This window comes from Thioalkalivibrio sp. ALE9 (assembly GCF_000377445.1).
Lineage (GTDB): Bacteria > Pseudomonadota > Gammaproteobacteria > Ectothiorhodospirales > Ectothiorhodospiraceae > Thioalkalivibrio.
The window spans coordinates 135,873-151,445 of record NZ_KB898124.1 but is presented as its reverse complement, the minus strand read 5'-3'; the positions used below and the strand labels follow the sequence as shown (position 1 = coordinate 151,445).

General features: G+C 65.4%; 15 protein-coding genes. 11 read left to right on the top strand and 4 right to left on the bottom strand.

The window, feature by feature from the left end; translation table 11 throughout:
- Positions 1-73: 73 nt before the first annotated feature.
- Together D106_RS0106435 and D106_RS0106430 are read left to right on the top strand one after the other, a co-directional pair.
- Complete coding sequence (locus D106_RS0106435) at positions 74-625, top strand: methanogen output domain 1-containing protein (RefSeq protein WP_018879569.1); 552 nt, start codon at positions 74-76, stop codon at positions 623-625.
- Between the two features lie 30 nt (positions 626-655).
- The gene (locus D106_RS0106430) at positions 656-2,890 is read left to right on the top strand and encodes a bifunctional diguanylate cyclase/phosphodiesterase (protein ID WP_231372865.1); all 2,235 of its coding nucleotides are present in this window, start codon (positions 656-658) and stop codon (positions 2,888-2,890) included.
- On the opposite strand, the gene D106_RS0106425 is transcribed toward D106_RS0106430, so the two are convergent.
- From D106_RS0106425 to D106_RS0106410, 4 genes are all read right to left on the bottom strand, one after another.
- Positions 2,877-3,323, bottom strand: coding sequence for a group 1 truncated hemoglobin (locus D106_RS0106425; protein ID WP_018879567.1), 447 nt, complete (start codon positions 3,321-3,323; stop codon positions 2,877-2,879). The genes D106_RS0106430 and D106_RS0106425 overlap by 14 nt on opposite strands.
- 10 nt (positions 3,324-3,333) lie before the next feature.
- Positions 3,334-4,149 carry a DUF3034 family protein gene (locus D106_RS0106420; RefSeq protein ID WP_018879566.1) on the bottom strand — a complete coding sequence of 272 codons (816 nt, stop codon included), beginning with the start codon at positions 4,147-4,149 and terminating at the stop codon, positions 3,334-3,336.
- Between the two features lie 88 nt (positions 4,150-4,237).
- Positions 4,238-6,604, bottom strand: a complete 2,367-nt coding sequence (locus tag D106_RS0106415) for a bifunctional diguanylate cyclase/phosphodiesterase (RefSeq protein WP_018879565.1) — start codon at positions 6,602-6,604, stop codon at positions 4,238-4,240.
- Positions 6,605-6,613: 9 nt separating this feature from the next.
- Complete coding sequence (locus tag D106_RS0106410; RefSeq protein ID WP_231372864.1) at positions 6,614-7,333, bottom strand: methylamine utilization protein; 720 nt, start codon at positions 7,331-7,333, stop codon at positions 6,614-6,616.
- A 268-nt stretch (positions 7,334-7,601) separates the two neighbouring features.
- Between D106_RS0106410 and D106_RS0106405 the strand changes: the two genes are divergently transcribed.
- From D106_RS0106405 to D106_RS0106365, 9 genes are read left to right on the top strand one after another with little or no spacing between them, the layout of a single operon-like run.
- Positions 7,602-8,159, top strand: a complete 558-nt coding sequence (locus D106_RS0106405; RefSeq protein ID WP_026280598.1) for an invasion associated locus B family protein — start codon at positions 7,602-7,604, stop codon at positions 8,157-8,159.
- Positions 8,160-8,200: 41 nt separating this feature from the next.
- Positions 8,201-8,764 carry a Na+/H+ antiporter subunit E gene (locus tag D106_RS0106400; protein ID WP_018879562.1) on the top strand — a complete coding sequence of 188 codons (564 nt, stop codon included), beginning with the start codon at positions 8,201-8,203 and terminating at the stop codon, positions 8,762-8,764.
- Entirely contained in the window at positions 8,761-9,087 is a 327-nt protein-coding gene (locus tag D106_RS0106395; protein ID WP_018879561.1) for a monovalent cation/H+ antiporter complex subunit F, read from the top strand. Before D106_RS0106400 ends, D106_RS0106395 begins: the two co-directional genes overlap by 4 nt.
- A complete protein-coding gene (locus D106_RS0106390; protein WP_018866004.1) occupies positions 9,077-9,373 on the top strand; it encodes a monovalent cation/H(+) antiporter subunit G in 297 nt (98 codons plus the stop codon). Before D106_RS0106395 ends, D106_RS0106390 begins: the two co-directional genes overlap by 11 nt.
- A complete protein-coding gene (locus D106_RS0106385) occupies positions 9,370-10,365 on the top strand; it encodes a hydrogenase subunit MbhD domain-containing protein (protein ID WP_018866003.1) in 996 nt (331 codons plus the stop codon). The genes D106_RS0106390 and D106_RS0106385 overlap by 4 nt, the downstream gene beginning before the upstream one ends.
- Positions 10,362-10,790, top strand: a complete 429-nt coding sequence (locus D106_RS0106380; RefSeq protein WP_018866002.1) for an NADH-quinone oxidoreductase subunit K — start codon at positions 10,362-10,364, stop codon at positions 10,788-10,790. The genes D106_RS0106385 and D106_RS0106380 overlap by 4 nt, the downstream gene beginning before the upstream one ends.
- Positions 10,787-12,271 (top strand): complex I subunit 5 family protein, encoded by a 1,485-nt coding sequence (locus D106_RS0106375; protein ID WP_018879560.1) that lies wholly within the window; start codon positions 10,787-10,789, stop codon positions 12,269-12,271. Before D106_RS0106380 ends, D106_RS0106375 begins: the two co-directional genes overlap by 4 nt.
- Positions 12,271-13,791 carry a complex I subunit 5 family protein gene (locus D106_RS0106370; protein ID WP_018879559.1) on the top strand — a complete coding sequence of 507 codons (1,521 nt, stop codon included), beginning with the start codon at positions 12,271-12,273 and terminating at the stop codon, positions 13,789-13,791. Before D106_RS0106375 ends, D106_RS0106370 begins: the two co-directional genes overlap by 1 nt.
- The gene (locus D106_RS0106365) at positions 13,788-15,506 is read left to right on the top strand and encodes a complex I subunit 5 family protein (RefSeq protein WP_018879558.1); all 1,719 of its coding nucleotides are present in this window, start codon (positions 13,788-13,790) and stop codon (positions 15,504-15,506) included. The genes D106_RS0106370 and D106_RS0106365 overlap by 4 nt, the downstream gene beginning before the upstream one ends.
- The last annotated feature ends 67 nt before the right edge of the window (positions 15,507-15,573 follow it).

Sequence of the window (15,573 nt, the reverse complement as noted above, 5' to 3'; positions counted from 1 at the left end):
AAGATCTACCAACACCTGTACAACTCCTTTGCACTCTCCTTACAAACGACAGACACAAGTCGACGGAGCCACCATGTCGGACGAACTTCCACGCAAAGCGGAATCAGAGGCGCTGTCACACCTCGAGGCGCTGGATTTACCGCTCGAGCGCGATCTCTTCCTGCGCAAATTGATATCGGAACTGGCCTTCGCCCTGGAAAAGACCGTCGGCGTGGAGGAGGCATCCGGTTTTATCAGCCTCGTGGGGCAGGCAATCGGTGAATGGATCAACCAAGAGTACCGCGATGCCTACGGCCAACCCCGATTGGATCCCGTCCAGCTCGCGGCCGTATGCGTCGATCTGAAACGACGCATTCAGGGCGATTTCTTCGTGATCTCGATTGACGCGGAAAAAATCATCTTAGGGAATCGCGCATGTCCCTTCGGCAACGCTGTAAAGGGTCGTCCTTCACTCTGCATGATGACTTCCAACGTCTTCGGAACCATCGCGGCGGAGAACCTTGGGTACAGCAAGGTCCGAATCGATGAATCGATCGCTCAAGGGCACGCCGGTTGCAAGGTCACACTCTTTCTCACAGAGGGCGCCGCGGTGGGTGTTCAAGGTCGCGAATACTATGGCTCGTGAACCAGGCCGTGCGAACGAGGTAACCGGAACATGAGTGACCTGTTTCGGAAAGCCTACGACCCTCTCGACGAATGCGCATTACTGGTTTCGTCATGCGGAACAATTTTAGCTTGCTCTCGGTCACTCGCCAGGCGGCTCGAACGGTCACCGGCGGAACTCACTTCTACACCGCTCACATCCTGGCTCGAAGATGGCTCGGATCTCGGCCCGGACGATGTGACGAACCTGCTGGCACGGGCCCAGCGAACGCCAGAACCCGTACCTATCCCCGTGCGCCTCGCGAATCACGCCACGCGATTAGGTGGGCATCGAAGCAAAGCCTTCCGCGCCCCAACGGCATTCGTTGACCATGCAGGTTCCGGTGTCGTGATCGTCTGGGTATCGAGCGAATCCGGCTGGGATCGCAAGTTCGCCCTGCTGAACGAGGAATTGGAAAAGACCCGCGCACTACATCAGCAGATCCGCGCCGAGCGGGATCTGGCTGAACAACGGAGGGAGACCCATCGCATAACGCTGGAAGCGCTCAGCGAAGGCGTCCTCACAGCTGCACCTTCCGGGAAAATAACCTTCATTAATGACGCCGGGTGCAAGATGCTCGGGTTGACCCGCGCGGCGCTCGTGGACTGCCCAGTGGATGACTGCATGGCGTTGTACGCGGACGTTCGAGACATCTCTCTTATCCAAACGCAGGAAGACCTCAAGGAACGCATCGCATCCAGCAGCATCAGCACGGGATCCTTTCTTCTCGCGAGCGCCGACGGAGGGATTCGTAGCGTCGAAATCGAAAAAAAGGACTTTGACGAACACGTTCGAATCGGCAGCGTTTTTGTGCTCCGTGACGTCACGGCCGACCGAATTAATGAGCGCCAGCTCGAGTATCAAGCGACGCATGACCACCTGACGGGTCTGACGAATCGTCACCACTTCGAAATCGCTGTGAAAGAGCGTATCGCCCGCCGTGATCCGGCCGGGCCGAAGACGGCGGCACTGATTGCGCTCGACCTGGATCGCTTCAAGCTGGTTAATGACAGTGCCGGCCACGCCGCGGGCGATCAGCTGCTGCGAATGGTGAGTGAAGCGCTGCGCCGCCACCAACGTAGCAGCGATGTGGTCGTACGGCTGGGCGGTGACGAATTCGCCATGTTCATGCCTGGTGTAGGCCGGAGGGAACTGCCAGCCATCATTACCCGGCTCATTCAAAATATCGCCTCCATCCGCATCCCCTGGGGCGACGGCGTGATTTCGTCTTCAGTGTCAGTGGGTGCGACGATGTTCACCCCGGCCACCGAGCCCCTTGACCGTGCGCTGCAAAAGGCCGATATGGCCTGTTATGTGGCGAAGAACCAGGGGCGTAACCAGTTCCATATTTTCACGAATTCCGACGAGCTAAACGAGGTCGCCGGGTCCAGCGAGCTCGAGATCCTTGCCAGAGTGCGCAGCGCGCTGGAGCAAGGCACCTTCTTTCTCGAATTCCAGACGATCCAGGCCCTCGGACAATCACGCCCCCCGATGGTCGAGGCGTTGCTCCGAATCCATGATGCAAAAGGCCTGCTCATGCCCGGACAATTCATTCCACTGGCGGAAACGTACGATTTAATGCCGGACGTCGATGCTTGGGTTGTGCATCAGGTTCTCGAACGCCTCGGACAGGAGAACGATTTTCGGGCGGCCGGAGGAATGGTCTCCGTCAACGTATCGGGGCGGTCATTGAACAACAAGGCATTCCTCAAGGCGATCACGGAGACCTTGAAACGCTTGCCCGAGTGTGCACATCACCTGGTCGTCGAGATTACAGAGACCGCCGCCCTGGAAAGTCTTGATCGGACGTCCGAGATCATCGGGCAACTGAGCGTACTTGACGTTCATTTCGCGATCGATGATTTCGGGTCGGGCTACAGCAGTTTCAGCTACCTCAAAGCCCTGCCCGTCAGCTTCGTCAAGATCGATGGCGAGTTCGTCCGTGACATGCGGAACGACCGCATGAGTAGCGCCATGATTCGAGCCATCAACGAGATCGCTCACTCCGTCGAGCGCTTGTCGATCGCCGAGTATGTCGAGGACGAGGAGACCCTTGTGACGCTGAGATCGATGGGGGTCGACTACGGGCAGGGGTTTCTTCTCGGTCATCCAACCACGTTCGAAGAAGCGGTCAGTTCACCGCCCCTTAAAGTTAGCGGTGACGAGATTTCTCCACAATCGCGCTCCGGTGACATCGAACGAGCCCCCCCTAAGCAAGGCAGAACGTCGCAAATTACTGATGAATAATGTCAGAACGCATTTCTGCCAGCTTCCGTAGAAGACGGTTTTGAGCGGCAAGCGGGACACGCGCCGTGTCCATCGCGGTGATGAGATTTTCCACTAGGGCGTTGAACTCGGCCTCGGTAATCTCCATGCCGCCATGCACAAGCTCCATGCTTTCTCCGGAGTATTCACAGGGCCCGCCCGAAATATCGCAGATCTGCTCAACCAGAAGACGCCTGAAGCGCTCGACGTTCGTTTCGGCGAACTGTTCCACAATGCGCAAATCGCGCGAGATTTCGACCAACAGCTCCTCAACGATGAGGTCAATGCCACCCAGTCCTCCAAGTTGCTGAAACAGACGGTCATCACGTTCAGATTCGTCCGCCAAGATCTGCGCCGGAGCGATCAAGGACAGTGCGACCATGCTCGCCGCGACGCTGGCTACCCATCGATTCATCGGTATTCCCCTAAAAGCTTGCCTGGAGGGACACGTAAGCCCCGGACTGACGTTCCAGACCCGCTACCGAACCGAGATCCACGAATGCACCGATGACCGAGAAGTTCTTGTTCGGGAAATACCCAATAAACACGTCCCACCAGTCATCCTCGTCGACCCCCGAGAGATTCGCTCGCTTCTGCCGATACTCAACGCCAACGGCAGTGTTACGACTCAGAAACAGGGCCGCAGAGGCCTCCCCGACCAGCCGGTGGCTATCGTTCTCTGCACCCCCGAATCCCAGGAGCCCCGTCTCATTCGCATTCGTCGCCCGCACGGTACCGTTCAACAACAGACTGCGGCCACCCGGTCCCGCCAGGAAGAGTTTGCTAGCCGACAGGTAGACATCGGTACCAGAACTCGAACGCGCCCCCAGCGCAGAAGGGATCACGAAATCCTGCTGACGCTTGTGCTGCACCCCCAGGGAAATCTGTGGCATATCCGTATAGATCAGATCGCCAGCCAGGCGCATCTTGGCCCCGAATACGTTCTGCCGCACCTGGGCATCCAGCGGACCCACGTCCAGTCGTTGATGCCCGAAGCTGACCTCGAAGCGGTTGTTGAATCCCGCGCTGAGCGCCAGGACCGACAGGTCGAGATCGCGCGTCGTGGCGTAAGAGACAGTGGCATCCGCGCCAAACTCGTCCTCGGCCCCATAGCCGGCAATCACGGCCCAGGGGACGATCCCTCCGCCAGCGGCACCCTCGATCTGAGTCCCACCGCCAGTGGCCAGCAGCCGACCTCCGGTATCCGATGATGCCGGAACGGATACCCCAATCAGGGTCATTCCGGCGATCCATCCCGCTGTGATCCTGCACCAGTGCATCATCGCTGCGTCTCCCGTAGCTTGTGTTCTTGTGATTCTGGCCTTGCGCCTATGACCGAGCGGCAAGCCATTCCTGGTAGGCCATTGCGGACAACGGCTTCGCAATACCAAAGCCCTGGGCATAGTCGCAGCCAAAGCTTGCAAGCTGCTCGCGAACAGCGTCCGTCTCGACACCCTCGGCGACCACGGTCATGCCGAAATCGTGACCAATACGAATCATGGCCTGAATGACTCTCCAAGCATCCTCACTATCGTCGAGGCGCAGCAGGAATTCCCGGTCGATCTTCAACTCGTCTGCCTGGACACGCTGTAGTTGTGCCAGGGACGAATACCCGGTGCCAAAGTCGTCGATCGAGATCGCCAGACCCAGGGATTTGAGCTCCGCAACCGTGGCCAGGGCCTGGTCCAAATCCTCCATCAGGTAGGTTTCGGTCACCTCGACCACCAATCGACCCGCGGAAACGCCGTGGGCGTGCAGAATATCGCCAATCCGGGTGGCCAGACGCTCATCCTGGAGATCCCGTCCGGAGAGATTGACCGATAGTCGTACGTCCAGCCCGGAACCCTGCCAATCGGCAATCTGACCGACAGCGCGCTCCAGTACCCAGTCGGTTAGATCGGTGATGGTGCCCGACTGCTCCGCCAGGGGAATGAACTCGGCCGGCGAAATGTTTCCCAGCTGGGGATGCGTCCACCGCAGCAGTGCTTCAGCCTGGTTAGCCAGGCCTTGACGCAGGTCCAGCTTGGGCTGGAACGCCAATTCCAGCCCTGTCGCCGCTTGGCTGAGGGCTGCCTGAGATCGCACCGCATCCGCCAATTGGCGCAGGGCCGCAACGATCTCCAGCGATCGCATATACCGGTCCTCTTCGCCCGTGACATAGATACCAAAGGGCTGTCGATCACGCTTCGCCCGGTTCAGGGCGATGTCGGCCCGACGCAGGATGACTTCGACCGAGTCGCCATCTTCCGGCGCACCCACTAGACCGGCGACGACTTCGAGTTCAATGCTGGCATCGTCGAACACATAGGTACCGTTGATCTGTGCAAGAAGCCTCTCGCCCTCCGTGCCGCAATCCACCACCGCGCGTTCGGATATCCAGACAAAGACATCACCTCCCATGCGTGCCACCAGCATTGGTTCGAGCTCGCGCATTCGCTGGGCGACGGCCTGCAGTAGACGGTCGCCCACAGCCGGTCCCAACAGGTTGTTGATCTCGCCAAAGTCACGCAGGTCGATCAGCGCGACCGTCAGCCTCCGATCCGCGCCGAGTGCTGCCAGCTCGTCGGCGAGATCGATCGTCAGGCGCGTGCGATTGGGGAGTTGAGTCAGGGGATCGTGATAAAGACGATAGAGCAGCTTGTCCTCGCGATCCCGGACTGCCTCGCTCATCGCATTAAAGGCCCGTCCAAGCTGTCCGATCTCGTCACGGCGACGCGTGGGGACCGGTATGTGGTACGAGCCGGCGGCAATCTCGCGTGCCCGCCCGGCTAGATCGGAGACCGGGCGCGAGATGAGCTTTCCCATCCACAAGGCGGACAGGATAGCCAGTAACAGCGCCAGTCCACCGATCAGCAGCATCTGGTCACGCAGGGTGAAGTACGCGCTCATGGCTTCGGACAAGTCGTTCTCGAGCATCGCCAATGGCGCACCGGCATAGGTGGGATCCAGGCTCACCACGTGAACCAGCCCGTCGTCCGAGACATCGGAAAAATTCGGCCTGGGTTCTTCAGCCTCACGGGCGCCATCCAGCGCATCCGGCCGAGTGCGCGGAATTTCTCCGCCGAGCAACCGCCGGGAATCCGCCAGGGGTTCAGAACGTTCCTCGTTCGCAGACCAGATACTGACGTGTTGCCCTGTCAGGCTGTGGATGCGCCGGGCATAGGCATCATCGATATGGAACGCAAAACCCGCCCAGCCAATTTGCTGCGGTGCCCGCACGGGTACCAGCACCGTCTCGTAGGCTTGACCGGCCAATTCGTAAATACCCGCCGAACCATTAAAGCGGCGTGCCTGCTCGATCAGGGTGGGTGCCAGGAAATCCGCATCTGCGGGGACGGCGTCATCGTCCGTCGTTGCCACGACCTGACCCTCCGGATTCAGAACGAAACCGAAGTCGGCCTGAATCCGTTGACCAAAATTATCCAGCGCCGACCGCATGGTCGCGGCGTCACGGCTTGCGACCGTTTGGCGGAACCCAAAGTCGTTCGCGGTGATCTCCGCGTTTTGCAGCGCCGTCGAGAGATCCGCAAGCAAGAGTTCCTCGAAAACGCTTGCGGCCACCTCCAGTGCGCGTTGTCCCTGGTTGATCGCCGTATTCTGGGCAGCCGTCAAAACGGCCAGCGTACCCCCTGCAACCACCACCAGGAGGACGACCGCGATCGACAGGAAAATCCGGGTTGCGAAACTGTTCAGCACAGGGATTCGCTAGGGCGACCGAAAACGGCGAAACCGCTGCTGCAGGCCGTCAGGCTCACTACTTTCGTGATCGTGACGGGCGGCAGGGGTCGGCGTAACACTTATTTCCAGTTCGACAATGGATTCATCGCGGCCTTCCAGGCGCGAAAGGTCAAGCGTTTTTGTGGATCCCTCGGCACGTGGGTGCCAGAAATACACGGTCGTTGCAGCGGTAGGCAATCGGTCAAGCCGCGCGCGGCCATCGGGTCCTGTATGCGCAAACACCGAGGTATCGACAACGTAGATATAGCCCAGCATGCGGTCATGGATGTTGCAACCCAGGACGACTTCACCGGCTTTTTCGAAATAGACCGGCTCTGCAGGTACACCCGAGTAGAGGGGCAACTCGAAGGACTTGGCCTCCGAAAACGAGTACACGTGATGCCGAACGTCGTCGCTATTCGGAAAGTCGACCTCGGCGCCGCGCTGAACAGGAAGCACGTGTGGCACGAACGCATGATCAACCTGGTCCATAATGGCAGGTGCTGCGGGACCCATGTCCTCATCGGGCAAGACGTACACGACAACATCCGCCAACGGCTCGCCATGTTGGTCGGATACCGCGAACGCAATCCCATCGCGGGTATCCGCGAAGACAGGACTGCCTGCAAGGACACATCCAACAAGAAAAAACCTTTTTCGGCAGAAGGCCGCGAACCAGGAAAATCGCTTACATCGCTTGTCCAACACGCGTTACCTCGTCCTAGTAGCCGTGGTGTCGGCGCATAGAATCCCAGCATGCCGCGCTTCTGCCCCTAACCCGCAAGGCACGCTCGCAGACTTGGTCGGATTATTCAAGCGGGCGATCCCTGCCTGCGCTCATGATCGGCATCGCCGGACAAGAGCGCAGGCAACTGCAATACTCCGATAGGTCCCTCACTCAAAGCCAGTTCGAGGCAATACCTTGCTCGGCGCGATAGAGTGGAGCTTTATTCAAATATCGGAGACACCTCGACTCATGCATAAGGCCATCCAGTGCGTTCACCGCGGACCCTTCATCGCTCTTCTCGCCCTTCTCCTCGTGGGCTCCGCTGTGCCAGGGGCGGCACAACAGATGGGACAACCCGGGCAGCCGCAGCAGATGCAGCAGCAGGAGCCGGAGACCACGGTCTACCAGGACTGGGAGGTGGCGTGCATCGACACGCCACAAGGCGAGCGTTGCCGGATGCAGCAGACGCTGGAGATCCAGGACGAGCAGGCGCAGGGGCTGTTCCTGCAGGCGACCGTGCGCCGCGAGGGCGAGCAGCACATCATCGAGATCCTGGTACCGCTGGGCGTCGACCTGCGCCCCGGCATCCGCATGCAGGTGGACGATGCGGGCGAAGAGATGGATGCGGGCTACGTGACCTGCGTGCAGCAGGGTTGCGTCGCCGGGCGCGAACTGAACAGCGAACAGATGAGCGCGCTGCGCGGCGGGCGCGCCCTGACCGTCGCCTTCCGTGCCCTGCACCAGGAACAGCCGTTCGTGTTCGACGTATCCCTGATGGGCTTCACTGACGCCAGCAACCAGCTGTAATAACCGGCGGCGCACCAGCGACCCCACCCAGCGATCACACGATGGCGCGCGCCTCGGTCCCGTCCCATGCCGGCCGCAGATTTGCCGGTCGCGGCCGGTCGCGGGCACGGCGGGCACTGGCCACCGCCGCGGCCGCCGCACTGCTCTGGTGGGTCCTGGCCGGCAGCGCCGCCCTGCTGGAACCCCTGGCCCTGCTCGCAATCATCCTGGCCGCGGTCGCGAGCCTGCTGCTGCCGGCCGGACGGCCGCTGCCGTTGCGACCCGGCGCGCTTCCGGGCCTGCTGGGGTTCTTCCTGCGCAGCTCGTTCCTCGGCGGGCTGGACGTCGCCCGCCGCGCCCTGCACCCGCGCCTGCCGATCCGCCCGGCCTTCCTGAGCTACCGCACGGAGCTGGCCCACGGCCCGCCCCTGACCCTGTTCATGGCGGTCGTCAGTCTGCTGCCCGGCACGCTCAGCGTACGCCTGGAGGGGCGCCTGCTGACCCTGCATGTGCTGGACCGGGACGCCGATACGCGGGCGGCACTGATCGCCCTGGAACAACGGATCCGTGCGGCATTCCACGACCCGCGTGACCGCCGCGCCAGTGACGACGGAGCCGCTCCATGAGCCTCTTCTATTTGGCCGCCGCCCTGTTCCTGCTCGGCACCATACTGCTCGGACTGGTCCGCGTGCTGCGCGGCCCGGGTTCCGGCGACCGCATGCTGGCCGCACAACTGTTCGGCACCACCGGGGTCACGATCCTGCTGCTCCTGTCGCTGGCACTGGAGGCATCCGCCCTGGTGGACGTGGCACTGGTCTTCGCCCTGCTGGCTGTCGTGGCCGCGGTGGCCTTCGTCCGCCAGCACGGTCTGCCGGAACCACCGGATACCCCGATCCACCGCCAGCCGCCGGACACCCCCGGCCCCGAGAGGCGCCACGATGATCGCTAACGCACTGACCGTGATCCTGATCCTCGCCGGACTGGTGTTCTTCGCGGCCGGCACCGCCGGGCTGCTGCGTTTTCCCGATGTCTATTCGCGCCTGCACGCCCTGACCAAGGCCGACAACGTCGGGCTCGGGCTGGTGATACTCGGACTGATGTTCCAGGCCGGCGGACCGGCGGACATCCTGAAGCTGCTGCTGATCTGGGTGCTGGTACTGGCGGCGGGGACCACGGCCGCGCACATGGTCGCGCAACGCACCTGGACCCACGGGGAGTTCGAGTCGGACCGATGAACGCCCTGCTGGTCCTCTTCGATCTGGTCCTGCTGGCCGGCATCGTCGGGGTGGCCTGGCGCTGCCTGGCGAGCACCGACCTGTTCCGGGCCGTCGTCCTGTTCATCACCTTCGGGCTGCTGCTCGCGCTGGCCTGGGTGCGGCTGGAGGCGCCGGACATCGCGCTGGCCGAGGCGGCCATCGGCGCGGGCATCACCGGCGCCCTGCTGCTGGTGACGCTGGAGCGCCTGCGCAGCATCATGGCCGAGCGCCGCAGCGGGCGGCCGCATACGCCACCGCCCGACCCCACCGGGCCCCATGCCCTGCTGCGCGCCCTGCATGACCCGCCGCCCGAACGCCGGACCTTCCTCCCCGCGCTGACCTTCGCCCTGGTGGTCGGCGGCCTGCTGGTGACCGCGCTGTGGCACCAGCCGCAGTCCGTCGGTCTGGAGCCGGTGGTGGATGCGCACATGGACGTCTCCGGGGTCGATCATCCGATCACGGCGGTGCTGCTGAACTTCCGCGCGTACGACACCTTCCTGGAACTGGCGATCGTGCTGATCGCGCTGCTGGGCGCGTGGTCCCTGGGGCGGCACGACCTGATCCCGGCCCGCCCGGCCCCGGGCCCGATCCTGCCCGGCACCCTGCGGCTGCTGGTACCGGTCGCGATCGTCACCGGGGTGTACGTGCTGTGGGCCGGGAGCCACGCCCCCGGCGGGGCCTTCCAGGCCGGGGCGATCCTCGGGGCAGCCGGCATACTGCTGGTGCTGGCCCGACCACGACAACTGCCGATGGCCCCCGGGGCGCCGCTGCGCCTGGGGATCACCGCGGGTGTCGCGCTGTTCCTGCTGGTGGGGACCTATGGGCTCGTCGCCGGGCACGGCTTTCTCGGCTACGCCGACGCGTGGGCCTATCCGCTCATCATCCTGATCGAGGTGGCGGCGACGCTGTCCATTGCCCTGACCCTGGTGGCCCTGTTCGTGGCCGGCCGCCCGGCCGGAGACGACACATGAACGGGCTGGCGGAGACCGTCGCGCACACCCTGGCCCCGGGCCTGCTGTATCCAACCGGGGGTGCGATCCTGTTCGCCCTAGGCCTGTACGGGCTGATCCGCCGCCACCACCTGGTACTGCGCATCCTGGCCCTGAACATCATGGGCTCGGGCGTATTCATGGTGCTGCTGGGTGTCGCCGCCCGCGGCGAGGGCCCGCCGGATCCGGTGGCGCAGGCCCTGACGCTAACGGGCATCGTGGTGGCGGTCAGCGCAACCGCCTTCGCCCTGGCCCTGGTGGTGCACCTGACGCGGCTGACCGGCCACGCAGTGATGCTGCCCGGGCCGCCCGATGACGACGCCCCGGTGGAGGACATCTCGCGCGAGGAGCACCACGCGGATGGGGGTCCGGCCGAATCGTCCGCCGGCGAGGACCGGTCGGCGTGATCCCGGCAAACCCCGAATGGCTCCCGGCGGGGAGCGCCGGACTGGTCGCGCTGTCACTGGGAGTGGCCGTGCTGGCAACGGCATGGCCGCGCCAGGCCCACCGGATCGGCCTGCTGGGCGCGCTCGCGGTGACGGCCTGGGTGCTGGGTCTGAGCGCGACCTTCCTGCACGCCGGGCCGGACCCGGAGACCGCCGCGACGCGGGTGGCCCTGGGCGGCTGGGAGGCCCCGCTGGGGCTCATGCTGCAGCTGGACGGGCTGTCCATGACCCTGCTGGTGCTCACCGCGGTGGTGGCCCTGGCTACCAGCCTCTACAGCCTCGGCTACGTGCACGACCGCATCGAGCGTCGCCAGTTCTGGCCCCTGTGGCTGTGGCTATGGGCCGGGCTCAACATGCTGTTTCTCTCCGGCGATGCCTTCAACCTGTACATCACCCTGGAGGTGGTGTCGCTCGCGGCCGTCGCCCTGGTGGCCTTCACCGGCACGGCCGCCGCGGTCTCCGGCGCGGTGCGCTACCTGCTGGTCAACATCCTCGGCTCGCTCAGCTTCCTGATGGGCGTGGTTCTGCTGTTCGGGGAACACGGGGTACTCGATCTGGTGCTGCTGGAGGCCCGTACCGAAGCGGGCCCGACGGAACTCATGGCGGCGGTGCTGATGACCGCGGGCCTGATGCTCAAGGCCGCCCTGTTCCCGCTGCATGTCTGGCTGGCGCCGGCCCATGGGTCAGCCCCGGCACCGGTCAGTGCGGTCCTCTCCGGGCTGGTGGTCACGGGATCGTTCTACCTGATCCTGCGGCTGTGGATGGGGGTGTTTGCCCCGCTGGCGACCCCGGCCTTCGGCATCCTGGTCGGCCTGCTCGGGGTGGGGGCGCTGATCTGGGGCTCGCTGCAGGCGCTGCGCGCGGGGCGGCTCAAATCCATCGTGGCCTATTCCACGGTCGCCCAGTTCGGCTATCTGCTGGTCGCCTTCCCCTTGATGCTGGTGGACCCGGGCGCCTGGCGGGTGGTGGTGTTCTTCGCGGTGGTCCATGCCCTGGCCAAGGCCTCGGTGTTCCTGGCCGCGGGCACCCTGCAACACGCCGCCGGGCATGACCGCCTGGCCGAGCTGGGCGCGGTACTCCGGGCCCGGCCGCGCACGGTGTTCGCCCTGGGACTGGCCGGGGTCAGCCTGATGGGGCTGCCGTTCACCGGTGGCTTCATCGCCAAGTACCTGCTGCTGGAGGCCGGCCTGGGCACAGTCCTCGCCGGCAGCCTGATCGGCGTGCTGTGGGTGCTGGCGATCGCCGGCGGCGGGCTGCTGGCGGCGGCCTACGTGCTGCGCATGGTGGCCCCGGCGTTTCATCGCGGCCGCCGCGACGCCGGCGAGGCAGTGTCGCCGTGGATGGACTGGGTCCCGCTGGCTCTGGCCACGGTCGCGGCGCTGGCCGGGCTGGCCGGCGTGCTGACGCTGAACACCCTTGCCCTGACCCCGGGGGCCCCGTGATGGACGGTGGCTGGCTGCTGCTCGCGATCCTGTTCAGCTCGCTGGGACCCGGCATCGCGATCTTCTTCCTGCCGGAGCACCGACAGGGCCTGCGCACGGCGCTGAACCTGGGCGGCGCCGGCACCAAGCTGGCGCTGGTCGGGGTGCTGCTGGCGGGCGTCCTGCGCGGTGACGAATACCGCTTCAGTCTGCCGCTGATGCCCGGCATCGACCTGGTGCTCGCGGCCGATGCGCTGTCGCTCCTGTTTGCCAGCCTTTCGGCCGTGCTGTGGTTCGTAACCACGGTCTACGCCATCGGCTACCTCGAGGGCTCACCGCGACGCAGCCGCTTCTTCGGCTTCTTCTCCCTGTGCGTCAGCGCGACGGTGGGGATTGCGCTGTCCGGCAACCTGATCACCTTCCTGATCTTCTACGAGATCCTGACCCTCGCGACCTGGCCCCTGGTGGTTCACCGCGGCACGCCGGCGGCCCTGCGGGCCGGACGCCTCTATCTCGGCTACACCCTGACCAGCGGGCTGGTGCTGTTCACGGCCATCGTCTGGCTCACGCTGCTGGCCGGGGCCGAGGGCTTTACCCCGGGCGGCTACCTCGAAGGCCTCGCGGAGACTCACTCGGTGACGCTGCAGGTCCTGTTCGTGCTGCTGATGGTCGGCTTCGGGGTCAAGGCCGCGCTGGTGCCGCTGCACTCCTGGCTGCCCATCGCCATGGTCGCGCCGGCGCCGGTCAGCGCGCTGCTGCACGCGGTGGCGGTGGTCAAGGCCGGGGCCTTCGGCATCATCCGCGTGGTCAACGATGTCTACGGGGCGGAACTGGCGATCGAGCTGGGCCTGACGGCCGGGCTGCTGGTGATCGCGGCGGTCACGATCATCTATGGCTCCATTCAGGCCCTGCGCACCGACGACCTGAAGCAGCGCCTGGCATTCTCCACCGTGAGTCAGGTCTCCTACATCATCCTGGGCGTCGCGCTGGCCGGGCCCCTGGGGGTCATCGGCGGGCTGGTACACCTGGTGCACCAGGGCATTACCAAGATCACACTGTTCTTCTGCGCCGGCAATTTCGCCGAGACCCTGGGCATCCATCGCATCAGCGAGCTCGACGGCGTGGGCCGGCGTATGCCGCTGACCATGCTGGCGTTTACCGCGGGCGCGCTGGGCATGATCGGCCTGCCGCCCCTGGCCGGTTTCGTGACCAAGTGGCACCTGGGGCTGGGGGCGCTGGAGGCCGGCATGCCCTGGATCCTCGGAGTGCTGGTCCTGTCGAGCCTGCTGAACGCGGCCTATTTCCTGCCCCCGGTGATCCGGGGCTGGCTGGGCGAGCGCCGCGAGCCGTGGCATGAACCCCTGCAGGCCCATGCCGGCCCGACCCGCTTCGAGACCCACTGGATGCTGCTGTTCCCGGTGGTCTTTACCGCCGCGCTGGGGCTCCTGGTCGGGCTGTTTGCCGGGCTTGGGCTGAGCCCGCTCGGCTGGGTCAGCCTGATCGTCCAGCGTGACTATGCGCTGCCGGAGTTCGGGCTGTGAGCGGGGCCGCGCTGCTGGCCGTCCCGCTCGTGCCGCTGCTGCTGGCGGTGTTCATTGGCCTGCGTCCGGGGCGGGCGCGGCTGAACCGCCTGGTGCCCTGGGCGGCGCTCCCCGGCCTGGCGCTGGCCGCCCTGGCCCCGCCCGGGCTGGAGGCGACCCTCTCCGGCCTGCTGATGGGCACCCACCTGGCGGTCGACCCGACCGGCCGGGCCTTCCTGGGCCTGACCGCGGGCCTGTGGCTGGCCGCCGGGCTGTTCGCGCTCTCCGATCGGCGCGACGATCCCCGGCGGCATCGCTTCTATGTGTTCTGGTTGCTGGCCCTGGCCGGCAACCTGGGCCTGATCCTGGCGCAGGACGCGATCGCCTTCTATCTGTTCTTTTCCCTGATGAGCCTGTCGGCCTACGGACTGGTGATCCATTCCGGCAAGCCGGAGGCCTGGCGGGCCGGACGGGTGTATCTGATCCTCGCGGTACTGGGCGAGGTGTTGCTGTTCGCGGGTCTGGTACTGGCTGTCCATGCGGCGGGGCAGTCCAGCCTGGCGGCCGTGGCCGTGGCGCGCCCCGAGGGCTGGGCATTGGTCCTACTGGTCCTGGGGCTCGGCATCAAGGCCGGCATGCTGCCGCTGCATTTCTGGCTGCCGCTGGCCCACCCGGCCGCGCCGGTACCCGCGAGCGCCGTGCTGTCCGGGGCGATGATCAAGGCCGGCCTGCTGGGCTGGATGCGCCTGCTGCCAATCGACGCCGCCGGCCACGCCGTGCTGGGCGAGGCGCTGGTCCTGCTGGGCCTGGCGGCGGCCTTCCTCGGCGTACTGGTCGGGGTGCTGCAGGTACGGCCGAAGACCCTGCTCGCCTACTCCAGCATCTCGCAGATGGGGCTGATGACCACGGGTATCGGCCTGGCCCTGCTCCTGCCCGAGGCGCGCGGCTGGCTGCTGGCAGCGGTCACGCTGTACGCCGTGCATCATGGTCTGGCCAAGGGGGCGTTGTTCCTGACCGCCGGCATGCAGCGGCAGTGGCCGGTCACCCGCCCGGCGCGGACTGCCTTTGCACTGTTCACGCTGTTGCCGGCGCTGGCTCTGGCGGGCCTTCCCTTCACCAGTGGCGCGCTGGCCAAGAACGCGTTGAAGGAGCCGCTGGCGGCGGAGGCCCTGTCGGGCTGGCTGGCCCATACCGAGTGGCTGCTGACCCTCGCGGCGGCCGGCACCACGGTGCTGCTACTGCGCTTCCTGTGGCGCTGGCGGGCGGATCTCGAGACCGCGGCCGACGGCCTCGACCGACCGCGCTGGTGGGCCTGGGGCGGCCTTTCGCTGATGGCACTCCTGCTCCCGCTCGCAACCTTGCTGGCCGGCCCCACGGCCCTGCCCCTGAGCGTCCATGACCTGTACGGCTCGTCCCTGCTGTGGCCGGTCATGCTGGGGCTGGGCCTAGCCCTTCTGGCCTGGCGCGGGGTTCGCGACCGCGAGACCCCGCGCGTGCCGGAGGGGGATCTGGCCGTGCTGGCCGAGGCCGCCTGGGACGGCGCCCGCCGCACTCGACGCCGCCTGGCATTGCCGGGGCCCTGGCCACCCCGGATACCGGCCCGCATGCGTGCGCTGCGCCTGGGCGCGCGCCGTCGCCTGGAAACCGCCGAGCGCATGTTGACCCGCTGGGAGACCATCGGGCTGCTGTTTTCCGCAGCGATGCTCGGGCTCTACCTGACGCTGCTCGCCGGATAAGGCCGCCCTCGAGCGAGGCACGAAAAAGGCCGGCCCGGGACTGCCCCGGGCCGGCCTTCAGGCGCCG